Below are 21,383 nucleotides of genomic sequence, written 5' to 3' on the forward strand. Positions count from 1 at the left end.
GTATAGCCAATCAACTCGCCTGTTGTCTTATCAATAACCGCTCCACGTGTATATTTAGTTGTTTGGGTAACTTTAGTTGGTGCCTTTGGCGCATTTGGATCATCACTGGCAGCTACTTCATAACTAATTTCTCGACTGACACTTTGTGTCAAATCTGCTTCCGTAATCGTTGGCATCTTTGGCCCATCTGGATTAGCTGGATCCACTGGATCACTTGGATTGGTTGGTGTGGTTACGGTGACTCCATTAAAACTGTAAACAACATTAATACTTGTATTTGTATCAGTTAACGTTATTTCGTCAGCCCCGGAAACATATGTGTAATGATCGATCATCTTTTGTTCAGGTGTTACTTTATCACCTACATAATAACCGGTTCCACCAATAGTTCCATCTTCAACACCATCAATTGCATTTCCTTGCTCATCAACATAATGAACTGTGACTACCCCAGCTGCTTCACGTGCACTGTATACAAATGCAACTGAGTTATCACTATCAGAATCGCCTACAATAATCGTTGTCGAATTTTTTCCACTATCATTACCAGTGATAGAGTATCCCTTTTGGATATCTGGTGTGATAACAATCTCATCACCAAATTTAGCAGCAATAGAACCATTTGTTGCATAACAGCCCGTTATTGAATCTCCCCCATTAACTGTATAAGCAAATCCAGTATCACCAATATTACCAGTAGCTGTCACGGTGACCGTTTCATCATTAGCCACATAAGTGATGGTAATATCATCGGGAACTGTAGGAGTAGACAAAGTAGCACTATCAAAATCACTAGAATCAACGGGACTATAACTCCCGTCATCATTTTTCTTAACAGGAGTAGTGCCAATCATTGCGGTAAAGCCTGTAATGGCAGCAATAGCAACATTCTTAACGCTTTGAAGAGTGTATGCTGTCTCGTTTGTGACAGCATTTGTCACTGTCGCATAGGTTGCCGTTTGGGTAACATCTTCAGGCGTAGCAGAACCGGCACCTTCAAAGTGTACAGTCCTATTCACAGTAAAAGAACCATAAGTTAACTTGGGATTAACTTCCATATAAGGTTGAGTAGTCGCAGAAGGAACTGTCGAGTCTAAAGTAGCAGATGCAAAACTTAGAACGCCTGTTGTTGGCGAAACATTGAAGTTAAGACCAGTCGAAGTTGCTGTAATAACCCCACTTGCAGGATCACCACTCTCCACATATTTGTCCGAATCTAAAACATGTATAAGTGTGGAAACTGGTTGACCGGAGATTGCAGGACCATCATAACTTATCTTATCAGTTGCTGCATCATAACTTATAGTACCTTCACCGACATCAGTAAATGAACCATCAGTATTTTTAGTGAAGAACTCCGTCTTGAATGAAAAACTCTCCGGTGCATAATAGATAGTTAAGGTCGTTTTATCCTTATCCACATACGTGCCTGTAAGAGAACCAGTTTTATCAACATCAAGTTTAAACACATTAACTTGATTTAAAATGTCACTGCTAATTGTATCTTTCTCTACACCAGACACATAGTTAACCGTCAAATAGTCACTCGGAGTAACTTTGTATGTTCCACCGGTTACTCCCTTGAGTGTTGCACTGTCACCAAGTTGTTCACCAGTTGCTTCGTTAATGTACTTAACAGTAATTGCTTGTGGGACTGCTGTATAAACAAAATTAGCAGTGTTATTTGGACTAATAGTATCATCGATATTCTTATCATCTACTGTAATAGTCTTAGTTATCTCACTTTTATCTGTTCCAGTTAAAGAATATCCAGCCACCGTTAACGGCGTAATGACTACTACATCCCCAACATCTGCATCTATTAAAGCTGAACCATCAGTATACTCTCCTGTTTGAACTGCACCGTCATTTACTGTGTACGTAAAATCAGTACCATCTGGAGCGCCAGTCTCAGTAACCTGAACTTGGGCCGCAACTTCATCAGCTGTATAAACGACATCCACAACACCACCATCAACAACTGGAACATCGGGTATTGCATCAGTATCTGCATAAGTTGGTTTTGTATACCCATTCACATCGGGAATCTTTGTCGTATCAATATCTTGTCCAGGAGTCCCTGAGGCTGTTACAGCATTCGCAATACTCGTATAGATCGGAGCACCCGTTGTTGCATCAGTACCACTTTGATAAACTGGTTGAATCGTATAGTCTACTGGTGTCGTTGCAAATGTAAATGTTACCGTGCCACCCGAAGCCTCATAAGGAATCGTGTATGATTGAGTCGTCTTATCATAATTAACAGTAGTCGTATCAGCACCAACCACTACATAACCGGTATTATTTGTTTTCGCTGAAATAGTCAAAGTCTGGCCTGCATCCAAGTCGAATGTAACATCCGCAGCCTTCACACCAGTTCCAGTAGAAACAACAGTTCCGTTTTCATAAGTAATTGTATAATCATAGGTTGCGTCAGGATTTGCATTCACGAAATCCGCAGTTTCTGTACCGGCAGTTTGATCTGTATTTGTATAAGGTACATTCAAAATTCCACCATTTTCAGGAACATACAATTTCAGACCGTTCAACTCATCTTGAGTTGGTGTTTTATATCCTAACACATCTGGCAAAGTTGTCGCAGATACCACAGAACCTGGTGTTCCTTCAATATCACCAGAAACCGTTCCAATATTTTTATCGATCGTATTAATCACATTGCCGTCAGCATCTTTAATCGTCACTCGTGAAACTGGTTGAACCTGATAAGCAACTTGACTAGCATCATTCGAATTTAGTGCAGAATTATAGAAAGCAACTAAGTAAGCAATTGTCTGTGCACTCGTCTGAGTCTGATCATCATGAGGGTTGGCATCTGTTGAACCAGCATCATCAGTGGTTAAATCAACGACAGCCGCTGCTGACGTTTTTTTATCTGCATTATAGACTTGTATTGACCCATCACCTGTAACAGCATCTTTGCTGGCACGTGTCCATACAGCATTCAAAAAGTCATCATTATCGGTGTAACTTGATGACTGAATTCCTGTACCTGCAGCTTTGTCTTGCAATCCAGCCTCGTAGAATGGATAAATATAATGATAGGCATCCCAAATTCCCTGCTGATACATTTGTGTTTCAGTATCAGTTGTAAGGGTATTTGTAGTTGTTAAATTTAAGACCTTTGTTTCAAAGTCATTAATATCAATTTGGGATGGATCCGTAATATCCTTCATATAGCTAACAAATGCATCAGTATCATCATACATTGCTTGGATACCTTCAAATTTACCAAGCATTGCAGTTCCATAGAGAACTTTAACAAGTGCCTCTGAATAGGCTACATATAGATTGTTGAACAGTGAGAAATTCTTAAATCCAATACCATTACCATTTAAGGTACTATCGTTGTATGTTAGAGTGTTTCCATCGGTCGTCTTAGTTCGGTCAAACGCACCAACATAACGACCAAGAAAGCCACCAGATCCTGAATCCGTTAGTGTAAGTAAGTAATTTGTTTGATACAGCATCTTAATATGAGAAACAATACTCGTTAAATCAAACGTACCATCAATAGTCATCAAATCTTTGGCAGTCTGATAATTATCAGCACCTATTTGACTCAGAATTGAATCCAGACTCGTGTAATCTGTCAAGGCCGTAGTATCAGAAACTGTATCGATGGCTGGTAAAACAGTTTTTATTACATATGCTTCGGCACCTGGAACAATGGCTCCAATATAAAGTGAAACAATAGTGTTCACAAAATCAGAAAAGTTTTTAACTTCTGTTGTATCGGTGAACGGAATCTTCCAATAATTTCCCGCAGTACCAGTAGCTGCAGACGGGTTTTTAAATTCGTTCCCGCCAGATGTACTGACAGGTGATGATGTTCCAGCCGGATAAAAGGTGTGAAGAACGAAATCAGATGCCTGAGAAATTAACTGTGTCACATCCGAATTCTGACTTGCTGTATAAGCAGTTTGAGCTAAGGTTGCCAATTGTGCGGTACTTAAACCTTGCAAATAATCAATTAAATTGTTGACATAACTATCGTCAGAACCCAAAAAATAGTAGTAGTCAAAGGCGGCGGCATTGGCTTCAGCCTCTTTATCAGACTCGGAACCCGAACCATCAAACGTCTTTAATAAACTCAGTAGTCTATAATTCCCTTTATTATCGTTATACAATCCTTGGAAATAGCTATCTATTTCATCGAGTGTGGCCGCTTTACCATTTAACATACCAGTTCCAACAGCAGTCATCCATTCAAAATCACCCATAGTTACGGCATTTGCAATATTATACATGGCGTCATTGAAGACATCACCGCTTGAATCTCCGTCCCATGTTTTCGGACCTGTTTCCGCTGCAGCCTTAGCCGTAATCTCAACCGCACTCTTCAGTTGGGCGTCATCAATTGCTTGTTGTACCAAGGCCACATCATCGTAATCGGATGGTAACGCAATTAAGATGGTACCATCACTTTGCACGGTGACATCTGTACTTTCAGGTAATGCATCACTTAATGTGGCTATTTTTTCTTGATCTGTTTCACTAGTCACGGCTTCTGAACTAGCAACGCGAGGAGCCACGCGCGAATTTGCCGAACTAGCAGCACTCGTCGTGGTTTTTGAGGTAGCACTTGAAACATTGCTTGTCTGAAAAACAGCACTTGACGTATTAGTCATATCGCTAGTAGCAGTTTCGTCAGTCGCAGAACTCAATGCCTGTGTATCAGTCGCCGAAGTGGTCTGTGTATTGCTGTTTGAACTCGAAGCCGCTACTGAACTAACAGCAGATGAACTCGTATTTTCACTGGCACTTTGACTTGAACTCGTATCGCTACTTACTGAACTACTTGTCGCAGCAGCGGAACTCGTTGTCTCCGCACTGTTTGAGGCAACAGCTGCCTTCGTAGTCGTATTAGTTGCAGACGAATTATTTTGAGAAGTGGCCTCACTTTGGCTTGCAGCGGAACTCGCAAGTGCCGTAGATGAAGAACTATCTGCAGTTGTATCGGCAGACACAACTGGGGAGTTTAAATAGACACCCGCCCCAAAAATTAGAACAGTGATCCCGGCGAAAAACCAGTTTCGGCCAGCCTTATACATCTTAAAACGTTCTTTTCGTTGCGCACTATCCTGTAGCAGCTTTTGTCGCTTTTTATTTTGTTGCGAATTACTTAACATATTGCTCCTCCAATCTATCATTCAATAAATAATTGCAAATACTTGTAACCGCTTCGATTATAACACCTTTTTAGAAAAGAGTGAATGAAAAATAGGGCAAAAGCAAACCTACTTTTCACCGTCAACTTCACTAGCAACCAATTATATGTCTTAGAGCCCAAGATATATCAGGTTTATTCATTGCTATTCCTATAACACATAAAATTTTTAATACCATTATTTCATTTTTGGCTAAATTACATTCATGTATGCCTTTATAACTGCATTTTCATACAAAAAAGTAAGTTAAAATAGGATAAATTCGTTTGTATCCCAGTTCTAGGACATTTGGAGTACCAACCGTTTTTTTAATTTACCACCAACAATCCAGTATTTGATGATTTTTTCAGAAAAAAAAGAAAACTCAAATTGCGAGTTTCCTTTTCAAACTAATTTTCTATTTTTTTGAAGCTGTCTTACGACGTTTAGCCTCTTTTTCACGTTCGTTCGTATTCAAAATTTGTTTACGTAAGCGCACATGATCTGGTGTAATTTCACAATACTCATCCTCGTTGATGAATTCCAAGGATTCTTCAAGTGTTAAATGAGTTGGCGTCTTAATTTTAGCCATATCATCAGAACCAGCAGCACGAACATTGGTCTGGTTTTTACCACGTGTAATATTGACGGAAATGTCATTTTCACGACTATTTTGGCCGACAATCATTCCTTCGTAAACTTCTGTACCTGGATCTACGAAGATCGTTCCACGGCTTTCAATCCCCATGATGGCATAAGTGGTGGCTTTACCAGTATTAATTGAAACCAAAGTTCCGTTACGACGACCTGGGTTCCAGTTCTTGATCACTGGCATGTACTTTGCAAAGGTGTGGTTCATAATCCCATACCCACGTGTCATGGACAAGAAACCAGTTGAATAGCCAATCAAACCACGAGTTGGTGCTAAGAAAGTTAATCGTGTTTGACCATTATCCGTGGTCTCCATGTTTTGCATCTCGCCTTTACGTTGTGACAAACTATCAATGATTGAACCCGTATATTCATCGGGAGTATCGATCTGGACACTTTCGAAAGGCTCGCATAATTGACCGTCCACTTCCTTATAGATAACTTCTGGACGGGAAGCCTGTAATTCAAAGCCTTCACGACGCAAAGTTTCAATTAAAATGGACAAATGTAATTCTCCACGGCCAGACACAATCCAAGCACCTGGATCATCTGTGTCATCAACCCGTAAAGAAACATCGGTATGCAATTCTGATTTCAAACGTTGTTCCAACTGACGTGATGTCACAAACTTACCTTCACGACCTGCAAATGGCGAATCATTAGTTCTGAAAGTCATTTGCAACGTTGGCTCATCAATTCGCAATAACGGTAAAGCTTCCTGGTGTTCTGGGTCAGCCACAGTTTCCCCAACGAAAATGTCTTCCATACCAGAAACGGCAATCAAATCGCCAGCTTTAGCTTCATTAATTTCCAAACGTTTCAAACCAAAGAAACCAAATAACTTAGTGACACGGAAGTTCTTAACACTACCATCAAGTTTCAAAACTGAAACGTTGTCGCCTACCTTGATTTTGCCTCGGAAAATACGACCAATACCAACACGACCAACAAAGTCGTTATAATCTAACATGGCGACTTGGAACTGTAAAGGTTCGTCACTATTGTCAATTGGTGCTGGAATTGTCTTCACAATGGTATCAAATAAAGGCTTCATAGTGTGTTCCTGATCAGCAGGATCACTTGAATAACTAGATGTTCCATTCAAAGCACTTGCATAGACAACTGGGAAATCTAATTGATCCTCTTGGGCACCTAATTCAATGAAGAGATCCAAGACTTCATCAACAACTTCTTCAGGACGAGCACCAGGACGGTCAATTTTGTTAATGACTACGATTGGTGTTAAGTGCTGTTCCAAAGCCTTTTTAAGTACAAATCGGGTTTGGGGCATTGTCCCTTCAAATGCGTCAACAACTAACAAGACACCATCAACCATGCGCATGATACGTTCAACTTCACCACCGAAGTCAGCATGTCCTGGAGTATCCAAAATGTTAATTTGTTTGTCGCCGTATTTAACAGCTGTATTCTTAGAAAGAATCGTAATGCCTCGCTCACGTTCAATCGCATTGGTGTCCATAGCCCGATCCTCAATATGGGTATGTTCGTCCAATGTATCTGATTGCTTTAGCATTTCGTTCACCAAAGTGGTCTTACCATGGTCAACATGGGCAATAATTGCGATGTTTCGAATATCATCTCGTCGTTTCAAAAGTGTTTCTCCTTTTCCTGGGTATCTCCATAAAAAAACTGCAACTAGTTTGTCACAGTCAGACTACCTAATCATATTTACTATATCTTTATGTGTATCTTTAGTCGATACTAATACGTCATTTGATGATAGCATATCAACAGGGGTGCCGTCAACCTTTGTCACGCAAAGTTCCAACTGTTCAGCAAGAATTTTACCAGCTGCGAAGTCCCAAGGCATTAAATGGGAAATATACCCATTTTGTTTACCGGTCAAAACCTGAATAAACTCAATACCTGCACTACCAATAATCCGCACACCAGAACTAGCCGCATCAATAGCCTGCAAATGGTATTTATCGTGCACGAGCATCGGACCACTGACCCCTAGCAAGCCATCCCGTAAGCTTATATTTGGGGGAGATTCAAGTCTGCGTTCGTTTGCAAACACACCCAGCTTAGGACCACCACCATAAATTATATTACGCATGACATCCATAATATAGCCAAGGACTCCAACGCCGTCAATGTAGAGGCTGATCATCATGGCGAAATTATCACGTTGTTTGACAAAGTTTAGCGTGCCATCCAGCGGATCGATAATCCACACATGCCCCTTCATATCCGTCACGTGGTCACCTGATCCCTCTTCACCTAAGATCTTAGCCTGTGGATCAAACGCCCGAATTGCAGCTACCAGTCGTTTCTCATTGGCCTTATCTATGTTTGTAACTAGATCTTTACGACTTGTTTTTTCAGAGACTGATAGTGGGTCATGGAGATCTGCGATGACTGTTTGGCGGACATCACTAAGCCAGCCACGAATCAACTGATCAGTCTGTTTTAATTTTTCTCTTTCACTCATAATTCACCTTTTTACTAATGGTCCGACTCTTTTCTTTGATGTCGTTTGTGCAGCTTTAACTGCGATATACATATCGAAACCAGAACTTTTTAAAAATTTTTTTGTTAATTGTTTCTCTTCGGCTTTGCTTTTGACAATTTGTTTAAAGTCATGATACTGATTCAAAAACAACTGGCGATCAATGCCATTCACAAAAGCCGTTTCAACCGCCGTATAGAACGCCACCACGGTAGTAATGTCCTCGATTTCCCATTCCGGTTCCAAAGGGTATGCATAATTTAATTCCATCACAAGATCCTCTTTTCACACTCAGCTAGGTACAGTTTACCCCTTTTTAGATGTGTTTAAAAATGTTATCACTCGGTTTTATTAATTACAAGTATGGTAAAATAATTTTGAAGAAACATTTGGAGGTTTTTAACTTGATAAAAATGAAAGATATCACCCGTGATGGTGCCCCTGTTTTACGGACCCGCGCTCAAAAAGCCACTTTCCCGTTAACTGATGACCAACAAAAATTGGCAGATGACATGATGGCATATTTGATTAATAGCCAAGATCCAGAAATTGCCGAAAAATACCACTTACGTGCTGGCGTCGGACTAGCCGCCCCACAAGTTGGCGTTTCCTTACAAATGGCAGCTGTTTTGGTTCCTGGTGAAAAGGACCAGGCACCCCTTTTCAAGGAAGTGCTTGTGAACCCAGTGATTGTTAGTGAATCTGTTCAAGTCGCCGCACTTGAAGAAGGTGAAGGCTGTCTCTCTGTTGATAAAGAGATCCCTGGCTATGTACCACGGCATGACCGCATTACCATCAAATATCAAACGGTGGATGGTGAAGACAAAAAGATTCGCTTGAAAGATTATCCAGCTATTGTTTGCCAACACGAAATCGATCACTTAAAGGGTACTCTTTTTTATGATCACATCAATAAACAAGAACCCTTCAAGATTTCCGACGATGCTGTGATTATTGGTTAAACTTCAGCTTGCAAATCATGAATAACCAAGAAACGAGGCTTAAGTACAAATTCACATGTACTTGAGCCTCGTTTTTTACTCTACTTTTCTCAAATCTTCAATATACTCTCGTGTGGGTTCATTGACCACATTGGCCACATCCACATGTAGGGCATCATGATACAACCAAATATCGGTGACATAGAAAACTGGGTATTCATACTTACTAGCAATGTGCTCTTTTCGTGCATACGCTTCAATCAATTCATTAATCCGGATGCGCAGCGATTCCAATTGATCTTTTTTTAGGTCTGTGTGACCAAATGAAAATTCAAAAGCCAAAACGCCACGGCCCCATATATCAGAAACTAGCTTAGGTACAGCATTAGGCTCATTTGGCTCAACAATTTTCTTTGCTACTAACATTTCAGCAACGCTTACCATTGCTTGGTTCACAGCTTTTTTGCTGGCAGACTGAACCACTAACAGAGCTCGCTTACGTTTCCAACGACGTACGAGATATCCCGCGATTAAGGCAATGATAAGAAGTAAAATCACAATCTTTAAAATAATCATCGTCCAGCTCCTTACTTTGTACCCCCATTTTAGCATAATTTCCAGCATGAATCGCTTGATAGCCGTCCGATTCTATACTTCAAGCGGTCGGTATGCTAAAATAGTCTTGTTAGTCATTAGTGGCGCCTGCTTTTAGCTGGCAGGCCAACAAACTTTAAATTTTTTCAAAGGAGCACATACTATGATCTTTAAAGTCCTATACCAAACATCTGCAGAAACAACACCCAAGCGGGAGACAACTGAATCGCTTTATCTCGAAGCTGAGACAAAAGAAGATGCCATCCAACTAGTTGAAAACAACACGGATTACAACATTGAATTTGTTGAACCACTTGAAGGAAAAGCCTTGGAGTACGAACAACAAAGCGTAAATTACAAGTTAACTACCTTTTAGTTAGCCTTGTCCATTAAAGAGTCACAGACTGCCAAACAAAGATGTTTGGATAGTCTGTGGCTCTTTTTTTATTCAAAAACAAAAAAACATCGGTACCAAAGTACCGATGTCAATTGATTTTAAATTATTTAACTGTTCCTGCAAAGCTTGGAGCAAAGTAACTGCTGATTGTTTCGATATCAACATTTTGACCAGGCTGTGGTGCAGCAACGTATTGGTTATTACCAATATAAATGGCAACGTGATAAGTAGCGCCCTTGGCACCCCAGAATAATAGGTCTCCAGGTTGAGCTGCAGATACAGACTTTTGTGTAACTGAACTTTCAAGAGATACCGTGTAATGTGGTAAGCTAACGCCTTCTGCATGTTCGAAAACATAAGCAACTAATCCAGAACAATCCATTCCACTCAAGCTTGAACCACCCCAAACATATGGGATATTGGCATTTGCCAATTTAACAGCCAAACTCACAACAGAACCGGAAGTCAAATTACTATTCGTGGTGGTTGAAGTCTTCTGAGTTGTCGTAGCACTGCTGGCAGTTGCTTTGCTTGCTGTAGAAGAAGCTGTTACTGTCTTAGGCGCAGTTGCAGAGCTAGCTGCAGCGACGGTGCTTGCTTGACTAGAAGCTGCATAAACCGTCTTCTTTGCTGCTGTGCTTACCTGCTTAGGTGCAGTTGAGGCAGCACTTGAAGTTGCTTGTGCAACAACCGCTTTACTTGAACTTTCACTAGCTGGTGCCTGACTTGCAGGTGCTTGTGAAACGGCACTAGATGAAACTGCAGAAGAAGCACTTGAAGTACTTGTGCTAGCAACAGACTGGCTACTTGCTGAACTAGCACTAACTGCATCACTAGTTGCACTGACTTCACTGGAAACACTTTGAGAACTTGGTGCAACACTTGAGTCTTGACTAGCTGAACTTGCAACAGTGGCGCTAGTTGCCGTTTTAGCTTGGCTTGAGCTTTCAACTGAAGCTGAAGCAACTGAACTTTGCGCTACAGTTGAAGCTGCTGAACTTTGTGCAGTTGAGGCAGGTGCTTTATATTGAACCGTAGCTGCTGAACTAGAAACTTTAGCAGCATCACTCCCAGCAACGGGAACCTTCAATTTTTGGCCGACCAAAATCAAGTTGCTAGTCAAGTTGTTAGCTTTCTTAATAGCTGCAACTGAAACACCATGATCCTGGCTGATCTGCCAGAGACTGTCACCGCTCTTAGCCGTAACCGTTATGTACGCTTGAGAACTTACTTTACTTTCCTTTTCAACTTGAGTACCAGGAATTTCAAGCTGTTGGCCAACAAAGATTAAATGTGATTTTTGATCAATTTTATTTAGAGTTTCAATACTTTTAATTGAAACGTTATATTTTTGTGCAAAGCTCCAAACAGTATCATTTTTAGCAACCTTAACTGAATCAGCATTAACACTTTGTGTAGCTCCAGCAACGAACAAACCAGCCGCTCCAGCAACACCCGCTAGAACTACCTTTGCCTTCTTAGAATTACTGTGTGATTTAACCATATACCCCACTCCTTTAATTCATTTTCTAAAGCTATAAATACTCATTTTTTAAGACTTAGTATAATCTTATAGAATTTACTAGCTGTATTGTATCACGAAGTTTTTTAAAAAAATACCCCTTTTATGCATATATTTTTCAACCTAAATTAAAGAAAGCATGTGAAAGCTTGCTGCTAAAGTTGTTAAGGTATCCGTTTTCCTTAAAAGAAATTTAAACTTTTTTTTAGCAAAAGATCTAACAGAACGCCTGTTTTGGCTAGTGTTACAAACGTGTTACAGTTTTTTGCCATTATGACAAACACCCGTAACATTAGCTTGTTTTAGCAAATTATTCCAATAAACTTTTTATGTATAAAAAAATTCGTTTTATTTATTTTTATGTATAAAAATTCATTTACTGATTTAGAAAGCTTCTTAAAATTTTCGAAAAAAAGAGTGAATTCAACTTGTGAATTCACTCTTCGAACTTTTATTTTGTAACTTGTTTACGAGCTGGTCGCCAAATTCCAAGAATTGTACCGGCAACGACAGCACCAATCACAAGCGCTAACACATAGAACATCCAGTGGGTCGCCAACGGTGTTACCCAAAGACCACCATGAGGAGCAGGGACACTTACATGCCAGAGCTGTGTCAAACCGCCACCAATTGCGGCCCCAATGACACTAGAAACAATGACATGTAACGGGTCAGCTGTTGCAAATGGAATGACACCTTCTGTAATAAAGGAAATTCCCAAAACCCAGTTGGAGATTCCTGCTTGGCGTTCCTGTTCTGTAAACTTCTTTGGCCAGACTGCAGTGGCAATCGCAGTGGCTAATGGTGGCACCATGCCGCCAACCATAACAGCAGCCATCAACTTGCCATCTCCAGTTGAAGTATACGCTGCAATTGCAAATGTATACGCCGCCTTGTTGAAAGGACCTCCCATGTCGATCGCCATCATGCCACCGAGAATGGTACCTAGCAACACTTCATTTCCGGTTCCCATACCATTTAAGACGTGGGTAATCCAGGCATTTACTGCTGCAAAGATTGGATTAATGATAAAGAACATGGCCAATCCAACAATTAAAAGACTAATAATCGGATAAAGAAGCATTGGTTTTAAGCCTTCCAAACTTTTGGGAACACCTTTGAAGACTTTTTTAAGCCAGTTAACGACAACACCGGCCAGAAAACCAGCAATTAGGCCGCCAATAAAACCAGAAACACTGGTCGTTTTTAAGACATTAGCCGCGGCCGTATTGGCCATGAAGCCACCAACAATTCCGGGCATTAACGCGGGTAAATCGCCAATGGATTCGGCGATGTACCCTGCTAAAATTGGAACTAAGAAAGCAAACGCCCAATTACCAAGTTGGTTAGTAAATGTAAAGTAAATACTATTTGAGCCTGCAAAGCGTTCAATAATGAATGAGAACGCCATGATAATCCCACCACCAACAACGAATGGCAGCATGTGTGACACACCGTTCATTAAATCTTTATAGATTTCATTCCAGAAGCTGCCGCCTTGCGTATCATTACCAGCACTTTCTTGATCACCAGTCGCACGGTAAACAGGTGCGTTACCAGCTTCAATTTGGTCTAGTAATTCATCAGACTTATTAATGCCGTCAATAACAGGACGATTCAAAAGCTTCTTACCATCAAATCGGTTCATTTCAACTTTTTTATCTGCCGTAATCACAACACCATCAGCTCGGGCAATATCATCAGCCGTTAAGCGATGTTTAACTCCTTCAGAGCCGTTTGTTTCTACTTTAATTTCAATATTTTTCTCTTTAGCAGATTTCAGTAGTGCAGCTTCTGCCATGTACGTATGTGCAATTCCGTTTGGACAAGCAGAAACGGCAACAATATATGGTCGTTTCTCGTCACTGGTCACTTTTGTATCAGCTTTTTTCTTGGCTTCTGCCTCAGCATCTGCTTTATCTTGAGCCTCTTTAGCTGACTGGGCATCTGCAAATAACTGCTGAACCTCATCTGGTGTCTTGGCTTGTTTAAGTTGGGCAACCAAATCTGGATTAATCAAAAGACTTGATAATGCTGCCAGTGCCTGAAGATGGGTATTATTAGCCCCTTCTGGCGCAGCAATCATGAAGAATAAGTGGACCGGTTGGGCATCTAAAGCGTCAAAATCAACCCCCTGTTCACTTTTGGCAAACAGAACGGTGGCGCGTTTGACGGCTTTATCCTTGGCATGGGGCATAGCGATCCCATCACCAATACCAGTCGTTGATTCTTGTTCTCGTTTGATGATATCAGCTTTATAGAGTGCTTCATCATCAATAATGCCCTGCTCAAAGTATTTATGTACCATCTCATTAATGGCGTCATCTTTATTTTGAGCCTTTAAATCCATGATCATCACATCTTTGAGGAGTAGATCGCGAATATCCATGTGAATCCCTTCTTTCTAAAATTCTTCAATCTTGATTTGTGGTAATACTTCCTCAATCTTGGCTTTGGTTGCAATGTCAGCAGAAAATGCCGTAGCACTCCCACAAGCAAGACCGTATCGGAAACTCTCCATCGCATCATGAGTCGCATCAAAGGTCCCAGCAAAACCAGCAAGCATAGAATCACCAGCACCAACTGAATTTTGAACCGTTCCCTTAGGTGCAGCACTTCGGTAACAATGGTCTGGCGTAACTAGCATTCCGCCATCACCAGCCATCGAAATCATGACGTGCTGTGCACCCATTTCGATTAGCTTTTGCCCATAGGTTTTGATTTTTTCAAGACTATCAAGTTCCACATGGAATAAGTCAGCTAATTCATGATTATTAGGTTTTACGACTACCGGATGCGTTGGCAATGTTTTTTTCAAAGCTTCACCAGTTGTGTCAACCGCGTATTCTGCACCACGTTCCTTCACCTTTTGAATCAAATCAAAATAGAAGGTCTGGGGCAAACTACTTGGTACGCTTCCAGAGAAAATCACCATATCGTCAGCCTTTAACTGGTCAAATTGATCCAAAAAGGCTTGCTTTTCATCAGCCGCAATTGCGGGTCCCGCAGCATTCAGCTCCGTTTCCTGCTCAGCCTTTAGTTTGACATTAATTCTGGTATCTGCCGCAATTTTAGTAAAATGACTCTCAATGTGAAGTTCACGGAGCTTATCATGAACAAATTCACCCGTGAAGCCTCCTAAAAATCCCCATGCTTGATTCGGATAAGCCAACTCACTTAGAATTCTTGAGACATTAATCCCTTTGCCACCGGGAAACTTAAATGTCGTCTCCAATCGGTTTACTTCACCAAGATTTAAGTTGGGCAATTGAATCACGTAATCAATTGACGGATTCAAAGTCACCGTGTAAATCATTTTTCTGCCTCCATAATTTCTCCAATTTGCTCAAAACGTTGTAATACTTCGCTGTCCTGTTCATCTGTAATCAAAATACCAGCTTCTAAATCTGCTACTTTAGCAAACGAAACTTCATTTAGTTTACTGGTATCAGCTAAAAAATAACCCACTTCACTTTGCATCAAAACCGCGCGTTTAACGGCCGCTTCATTAGGATCAGGCGTTGTAAACCCAAATTTAGGGTGAACACCATTAACGCCCATAAATGCACGGTTAAAGCGAAAGTTCTTAATTGTTTCAACCACGTCAGCGCCAACAATCGCTTTAGTCGTATTCTTGAGTTCGCCGCCCACCAAGTACGTCTTAATATTGATATCGGCCAATTGTGAGGCTAACTGCACACCATTTGTGACCACCAAAACAGACCGCAAATTGGCCATATATGGAATCATCGCCTGTGTAGAAGTCCCGGCATCTAAGTAAATGACTTCATCAGCTTCAATTTGGTCTACTGCCAATTTAGCAATTTTTTGCTTACCTTGAACGTTTTTGGACGCTTTCTCTAAAACGCCAGGTTCGTTTTGCAACGTCGTAATGGCTTTAGCACCACCGTGAATACGGACGAGTTTTCCTTGATCCTCAAGTTCTTGAAGATCACGTCTTACTGTTGAAATTGAACAATCTAGCAGTTGTACTAACTCCTGTAGCTTAACAATACCGGATTTTTTCAGCTGCTCTAAAATTGCATTTTGCCTTTCTTCTGTAAGCACTTTCATTTCACCTGCCTATAGTAATATATCATTCAATTCAATCAAAATCAATCATAAAACGTCAAATTCTTCAAAAAAATCGTTTATTTTATATAAAAATTCTAGTTAATTATCAATTTCTGAATGGATACTTTGTTTGATAGTTTGCGGGCGTTTTTCGCGAACGTGCACACCCAATACATCAATGAAGAATGCCACAATCGGAATTCCCACAATTAATCCCCATGTTCCAAAAATTTCTTCACTAACAATTAAAGTGACAAATGTCACAAAAATTGGCAGTGCAGTGGCATTGGCCATTAAGCGTGGATGTAAGAAATAAGACTCAAAGGCGTGAATGACTATTACCAATAGCAAAACTTCTAAAACTGTCACGAAGCCATTCACCGAAAAACCAATAATCGAAAGTGGAATTAAGGAAATCAAGACGCCCGCAACAGGGATCAGCCCCAAAACAAACACAATCAAGGCCAATACCAAGAGGCTCGGCATCCCAATCAACCATAGTCCCAGTGTCATTAAGACTGTATTAATTGAACAAATAATCAGCTGGGTTTCAATCACAGTCCCCAAAATGGTAATAAATTTCGCAGCAAGCGTGTAAATATTAATGAAAACCTGTTGATAGCGACTATGCAAAAAAGCATGTCCAAAATGTTTTAGATGTGTATAGGTCAAATTAAAAATAAAACTTAAAAAAACCGCCAAAACAACGTGTTCAATGCCACGTCCCACATGTCCTAGCTTAACCAGCCCACTTACAGCAAGTTCTGAGCCGTGTTTTAAGATAGAAGAATTATGAATTCCCTTTTGCAACCAAGCGTACACTTGTTTATCGAAAACTGGGTGTTTATCAATGGTAGATTCAATCATTTTAGGTAGGCCACTAAACTGATCTGCTAGTAATGGCGCAGCTACGACCACCACCATCACAAACAACCCAATGGCCACAATGTAAAGTAGCACCGTTACCATTGGTTGATTCAAAGGGAGAAACTTGCGCAGGTTACGCGTCCCAACATGCCCTAGAAATGAAAATATCACCACAAATAAAATTAATGATAAAAATGGCTTCAAAAAAAATAAGATCACAATAATGATAGCTAACGTGGTATATAACGCCACATCATCCCGTTTAAAAAAGTTCACAATACGATCCAAATGACATCCCTCCAAAATAGTTGGTTTTAACATAACATGAACCGTCAAAGAATCAAACCGACTCTCGACAAATTTTACTTTAAAATATAAAAACCTCCCCAAATACTTTCAATTAAGCTAAGAAAGTATTTCGGAAGGCTTCGATTAAATTCGGTTAATCTTTAATTGAGCTTCTGAATAACGGCTCTAAAGGCTCGTTATTGTGAATCATTTTAATGGCATTACCCACTAAGGGCCCTACCGACATTTGAACTAATTTGGCAAACCTTTTGGATTCATCAATCCGAATTGAATCAGTCACCACAACTTTTTCTAATTGAGAGTTTTGGAGAATTTCAGGTGCATTCTTTGAAAAAATAGCATGGGTGGCACACCCATATACTTTTGTGGCTCCCGCATTCTTCAAAGCCGTCGCCGAAATTGTAATTCTTGTTCCGGTATCAATCATATCATCTACCACGATGCAGGTCTTACCTTCAACTTCTCCAATAATTTCGGTTGGAATTTCATCAAGTGATTCACTTGACTCCACGTTACGATTATCAATAATCGCAATTGGAGTTCCCAAAAGTTCCGCCATTGTTCGGGCACGTGAAACGCCAGCATGATCTGGTGAAACAACCACCAAGTTGTCCGTAATTTGATGATCTGTGAAGTAACTAGCCAATAATGGTGCCGCTACTAAATGATCTACTGGAACATCAAAGAATCCTTGAATTTGGGCAGCGTGCAGATCAATCGAGACGACCCGGGTGATTTTGTCCATTTCCAAAAGATCCGCAATTAATTTAGCAGTAATGGGTTCTCTTGAACGTGCTTTACGATCTTGACGTGAATATCCATAATAAGGGATCACCACGTTAATCTGGCTTGCACTGGCACGACGCAACGCATCCACCATAATCAGTAATTCCAGCAACATATCGTTTACGGGTTCTGAGATGGACTGAATGACGTACACCTCATCTCCCCGAATACTTTCATCAATATTGACCTGTATTTCGCCGTCACTAAAGTGCTTAACGGTGGCTTTTCCTAACGTAACCCCTGCTTCGCGTGCAATTTTTTCAGCTAGTGGGCGGTTCGAATTTAACGCAAATATTTTCATGCGTTGTTTAGCACTATCTGCTGTCATGACATCCTCCATTAAAAACTCTCAAATTTATCTCGTTACTATTATCGCAGTCTCTGAGAAAAAGCGCAATACCTTTAAGCCTTCATAAAGCTCGCTGGTGTAATCCCTTGCATACCGATCATCGGATCAATTTCTTTATTCAGTACTTTCTGAATAGTCAACTCATTGTCCGGCACATGTACTTCTTGCTTCGGTTGGGAAACAGGCGTCTCGGTTTCTTGAGAGAGTTCCTCTTTTGTTGCTTGGACTTTGTTAACAGTCGTTTGACCGGATATCACGGTAATCAACCGTTGCGTTAGGGTTGTTTTCCGGTTAACCGCTAAATTGTTGACGCAACGTTCAAAAGCTGTTTGATCCCCTAGCAAGATAAGCAAAGATTCTGCACGCGAAACAGCCGTGTACAACAAGTTTCGCTGCAACATACGTGCGTACTGCTGAACCATAGGTAAAATAACCATTTTAAACTCACTACCCTGTGACTTATGGATGGAGGTGCAATAGGCTAGCGTAATCTGCAACCAATCTTTACGCGTATACGCCACCTCATTTTCATCAAAATCAATCACCAGTTTATCCTGCTTATCAGTATTACCCTTATCTTTAGCTAAAATAATCCCTTTGACGATCCCCATATCCCCATTAAACACATTATTTTCTGGAACATTCACAAGCTGTAACACCTTGTCTCCAATGCGAAAATGTTGTCCGCGGAATTCCACTTCTTTTGTTCGGGCTGATTTTTTGGGATTCAAAATTTTCTGTAAGGATTCGTTCAGCCGATCAATCCCGGCAATGCCACGATACATAGGCGCTAAAACTTGAATATCTTGTGACGTGAACCCCTTTTGTTCTGCCTTTTTAACGACCTGTGTGATCACACTATCAACCTGATTGGGTGCACAGGCAATAAAGGAGCGATCTTTTTGATTTTGCGTAAAGTCATCCGGTAAATGACCTTCCTTGATGGCATGTGCTAAGGGTACAATGCTGGACTCATCATCCTGACGATAAATTTTAGTCAGTTCTATTTTGGGAATCATTTCACTTTTGAGCAAATCATTGAAAATTTGTCCAGCCCCCACTGAAGGTAACTGGTCTTTATCACCTACCAAGATCACTTTCATGTGATCAGGGATCGCACGGACTAGGGTACTAAACAAGGCGGTATCAACCATGGACATTTCATCCACAATCAACAAGCCACCATCAAGATCTTTGGTTTCCTGATCCGGATTAGTTTCTCGTCCCGTGAGCCCCAACATGCGGTGAATAGTACTAGCAGGTAAGCCCGTGACTTCACTCATGCGTTTTGCAGCTCTACCAGTAGGTGCGGCTAACAATATCGGAAATGGCGTATCATGATAGTCATTAACATCTAACGATAATTCATTTAAGCTGGCAAACGCTTTTACAATTCCATTAATAATAGTCGTTTTGCCTGTTCCAGGACCACCGGTTAACAGAAATAGTTTGGCTTGCATCGCTTTTAACAAGGCCTCACGCTGCGAGTCATCATATGTAATGCGAAATTGTTTTTGTGCGAAATCGATTGCGTGTTGAATTTCGGGTTGTTTAAAAGAATGGCTTTCATGCGCATCTTGTAAACGTTTGATGTGCTCTGCAATTTGCCACTCCGCCTCAAACAGACGTTTTAAATAGATACGTTTTTCTTCTCCCACAACCTTACCTAACTTTGCTAAATTCAAGAGCTCATCAGCTACTTTTTGTGGATCAATGGCTTGGTTACGACTCCCCTCCAGTAAGGCTAACGTCGCTTTTAGCAATGCTGAAGCGTCTGTATACGTGTCGCCATTTTCTCGACTTAAGTCACTTAACGCCGTCAAAATGGCACCATCGATCCTTGCTGGCGCATCAAATTCGATCCCCAACGTTTCGGCAATTTGGTCTGCTTTTTTGAATCCAATACCGTCAATATCTTCAATCAGCTGGTACGGATTCTTGTGCAAGACTTCCAACGTATCCTGTCGATAATGGTTATAGATACTAGCAGCTAATTGGCTCCCAAATCCGTAACCGTTTAAGCCGATAATAATTTGCTCCATCCCATTATTTTCTTTGAGTTTGGCAATTAAGTTAGCCGCAATTTCTTTTTTCAAATGGAGTGGCTGCAAGACACTGGTGTCTTGAATAATTTTATCAATAGCATCGGTTCCCAGTAAGGCGACAATTTTTTCGGCCGTTTTTTGGCCCACGCCTTTAAATTCATCACCAGCTAAATAAGCAATTAAGCCTTCTTTTGTCGTGGGAGTGGCATTTTCATAGTTGATGGCCTGAAACTGGGTGCCGTATTTCGGATGCGTCACCGTTTTCCCGACAAAACGATAGGCCTGTTCCTCTTTAATATCGGCAAAACTGCCCGTGACAACAATCTCGTCTTCATGCCAATCAATATTAGTTTCACTAACTTTAACTAACAATACCTTATAGAAACTGTCTGGACTGGAAAAAAAGACGGCGGAAACTTTTCCCACCACAAATGGACGCTCAGATACCCCACTCTTTGACTCATTCGGCTCCTCATCAAATAAATTAAGCGATTCGCTTTGCATTAGTCCTCATCCTTTTTTTCTGGTTTAGCATCCCTTGTCTGAATAAATCGTTCGATATCAGCTAATCTTTTTTGACCCTTTTCAAAATAATCTGGGTCATACTCTCGAGCCTTTCTAAAGTATTCTGGTTGTCTTTCACCGTTGGCCAAGGCAATTAGGCCGCGTTCAAATTGATATTTGCCGTTTTTTTCATCTGCATGCAGTGCTTGGTCATAGTAGATTCCTGCATTTTTGAAATCACCAAGTGCCAAAAAGATCTCACCAATCATCCCATTAATTGTTGGATCTTGCTGGTGCTTTGTCTGCGCTGTTAAGGCAAACGCCAAAGCCGTCTTGTAATCATGACTTGCCATATAGGTCTGCGCCATCATTAAATATGCATCACTCTTTAATCCAGCATCTTGAACGACCTGAAATTGAGCCAAAGCCTTCTGATATTCACCAGCTTCGTAATAGGTATTTCCTAACCCATAATGCAATAAATTCTGCGCCGATTTATTTGTTGCAAATCGTCCGAGGGCTTTCATATAAAGCTCTTCAGCCTGCTCGAAACTATTGGCCTGAGTTAAAAAAACGCCTAGGTTATAGTAACGTTTGAAATCATCTGGCTTGGCATCAATGGCTTTTACCAAGGCCGATGCTGCCTGTTGTGCTTTTTGTTTTGCCGCCTGTCGTTTAGAATCTTCTACTGTCATAGTTCCCC

General features: G+C 40.8%; 15 protein-coding genes. 2 read left to right on the top strand and 13 right to left on the bottom strand.

The annotated features are described in order from the left end of the window. The 4 genes from IV80_RS08345 to IV80_RS08360 all read right to left on the bottom strand — a co-directional run. Positions 1-5,150, bottom strand: a 5,150-nt coding sequence (locus tag IV80_RS08345; RefSeq protein ID WP_057752148.1) for a KxYKxGKxW signal peptide domain-containing protein, incomplete at its 3' end; no start/stop codon positions are given. 436 nt (positions 5,151-5,586) lie between these two features. Then, entirely contained in the window at positions 5,587-7,431 is a 1,845-nt protein-coding gene (gene typA / locus IV80_RS08350; RefSeq protein WP_057752151.1) for a translational GTPase TypA, read from the bottom strand. A gap of 63 nt (positions 7,432-7,494) precedes the next feature. Beyond that, positions 7,495-8,274 carry an inositol monophosphatase family protein gene (locus IV80_RS08355; protein ID WP_057752154.1) on the bottom strand — a complete coding sequence of 260 codons (780 nt, stop codon included), beginning with the start codon at positions 8,272-8,274 and terminating at the stop codon, positions 7,495-7,497. Positions 8,275-8,277: 3 nt separating this feature from the next. Further along, positions 8,278-8,562, bottom strand: coding sequence for a UPF0223 family protein (locus IV80_RS08360; RefSeq protein WP_057752158.1), 285 nt, complete (start codon positions 8,560-8,562; stop codon positions 8,278-8,280). A 134-nt stretch (positions 8,563-8,696) separates the two neighbouring features. Here IV80_RS08360 and def point away from each other — a divergent pair, with 134 nt between their 5' ends. Beyond that, positions 8,697-9,254 carry a peptide deformylase gene (def, locus tag IV80_RS08365; RefSeq protein ID WP_057752161.1) on the top strand — a complete coding sequence of 186 codons (558 nt, stop codon included), beginning with the start codon at positions 8,697-8,699 and terminating at the stop codon, positions 9,252-9,254. A gap of 75 nt (positions 9,255-9,329) precedes the next feature. On the opposite strand, the gene IV80_RS08370 is transcribed toward def, so the two are convergent. Beyond that, a complete protein-coding gene (locus tag IV80_RS08370; RefSeq protein ID WP_057752164.1) occupies positions 9,330-9,809 on the bottom strand; it encodes a hypothetical protein in 480 nt (159 codons plus the stop codon). A 181-nt stretch (positions 9,810-9,990) separates the two neighbouring features. Between IV80_RS08370 and IV80_RS08375 the strand changes: the two genes are divergently transcribed. Further along, positions 9,991-10,203 carry a DNA-directed RNA polymerase subunit epsilon gene (locus tag IV80_RS08375; protein WP_057752167.1) on the top strand — a complete coding sequence of 71 codons (213 nt, stop codon included), beginning with the start codon at positions 9,991-9,993 and terminating at the stop codon, positions 10,201-10,203. Positions 10,204-10,327: 124 nt separating this feature from the next. Here IV80_RS08375 and IV80_RS08380 read toward each other — a convergent pair whose 3' ends face one another. The 8 genes from IV80_RS08380 to IV80_RS08415 form a co-directional block, all read right to left on the bottom strand. Continuing rightward, complete coding sequence (locus tag IV80_RS08380; protein WP_057752170.1) at positions 10,328-11,728, bottom strand: C40 family peptidase; 1,401 nt, start codon at positions 11,726-11,728, stop codon at positions 10,328-10,330. Between the two features lie 469 nt (positions 11,729-12,197). Next, positions 12,198-14,135 (bottom strand): PTS fructose transporter subunit IIABC, encoded by a 1,938-nt coding sequence (locus tag IV80_RS08385; protein ID WP_057752173.1) that lies wholly within the window; start codon positions 14,133-14,135, stop codon positions 12,198-12,200. A 15-nt stretch (positions 14,136-14,150) separates the two neighbouring features. Continuing rightward, the gene (pfkB, locus tag IV80_RS08390; RefSeq protein ID WP_057752175.1) at positions 14,151-15,062 is read right to left on the bottom strand and encodes a 1-phosphofructokinase; all 912 of its coding nucleotides are present in this window, start codon (positions 15,060-15,062) and stop codon (positions 14,151-14,153) included. Then, positions 15,059-15,814, bottom strand: coding sequence for a DeoR/GlpR family DNA-binding transcription regulator (locus IV80_RS08395; protein WP_057752330.1), 756 nt, complete (start codon positions 15,812-15,814; stop codon positions 15,059-15,061). The genes pfkB and IV80_RS08395 overlap by 4 nt, the downstream gene beginning before the upstream one ends. Before the next feature lie 105 nt (positions 15,815-15,919). Next, positions 15,920-16,975: an AI-2E family transporter gene (locus IV80_RS08400; RefSeq protein ID WP_057752178.1), complete on the bottom strand. Its 1,056-nt coding sequence runs from the start codon at positions 16,973-16,975 to the stop codon at positions 15,920-15,922. A 154-nt stretch (positions 16,976-17,129) separates the two neighbouring features. Beyond that, positions 17,130-18,110 carry a ribose-phosphate diphosphokinase gene (locus IV80_RS08405; RefSeq protein WP_057752180.1) on the bottom strand — a complete coding sequence of 327 codons (981 nt, stop codon included), beginning with the start codon at positions 18,108-18,110 and terminating at the stop codon, positions 17,130-17,132. Between the two features lie 74 nt (positions 18,111-18,184). Next, positions 18,185-20,680, bottom strand: coding sequence for an SF1B family DNA helicase RecD2 (gene recD2 / locus IV80_RS08410; protein WP_057752185.1), 2,496 nt, complete (start codon positions 20,678-20,680; stop codon positions 18,185-18,187). Continuing rightward, positions 20,680-21,375, bottom strand: a complete 696-nt coding sequence (locus IV80_RS08415; RefSeq protein ID WP_057752188.1) for a tetratricopeptide repeat protein — start codon at positions 21,373-21,375, stop codon at positions 20,680-20,682. Before IV80_RS08415 ends, recD2 begins: the two co-directional genes overlap by 1 nt. Between the last annotated feature and the right edge of the window lie 8 nt (positions 21,376-21,383).

It is taken from the genome of Pediococcus cellicola, assembly GCF_001438655.1.
In the GTDB taxonomy this organism is placed as follows: Bacteria; Bacillota; Bacilli; order Lactobacillales; family Lactobacillaceae; genus Pediococcus; species Pediococcus cellicola.

Coding starts and splice junctions, on each gene's coding strand:
- IV80_RS08355 (WP_057752154.1), bottom strand. CDS start 8,274: ATGAGTGAAAGAGAAAAATTAAAACAGACTGATCAGTTGATTCGTGGC.
- IV80_RS08360 (WP_057752158.1), bottom strand. CDS start 8,562: ATGGAATTAAATTATGCATACCCTTTGGAACCGGAATGGGAAATCGAG.
- IV80_RS08370 (WP_057752164.1), bottom strand. CDS start 9,809: ATGATTATTTTAAAGATTGTGATTTTACTTCTTATCATTGCCTTAATC.
- IV80_RS08375 (WP_057752167.1), top strand. CDS start 9,991: ATGATCTTTAAAGTCCTATACCAAACATCTGCAGAAACAACACCCAAG.
- IV80_RS08380 (WP_057752170.1), bottom strand. CDS start 11,728: ATGGTTAAATCACACAGTAATTCTAAGAAGGCAAAGGTAGTTCTAGCG.
- IV80_RS08385 (WP_057752173.1), bottom strand. CDS start 14,135: ATGGATATTCGCGATCTACTCCTCAAAGATGTGATGATCATGGATTTA.
- pfkB (WP_057752175.1), bottom strand. CDS start 15,062: ATGATTTACACGGTGACTTTGAATCCGTCAATTGATTACGTGATTCAA.
- IV80_RS08405 (WP_057752180.1), bottom strand. CDS start 18,110: ATGACAGCAGATAGTGCTAAACAACGCATGAAAATATTTGCGTTAAAT.
- recD2 (WP_057752185.1), bottom strand. CDS start 20,680: ATGCAAAGCGAATCGCTTAATTTATTTGATGAGGAGCCGAATGAGTCA.
- IV80_RS08415 (WP_057752188.1), bottom strand. CDS start 21,375: ATGACAGTAGAAGATTCTAAACGACAGGCGGCAAAACAAAAAGCACAA.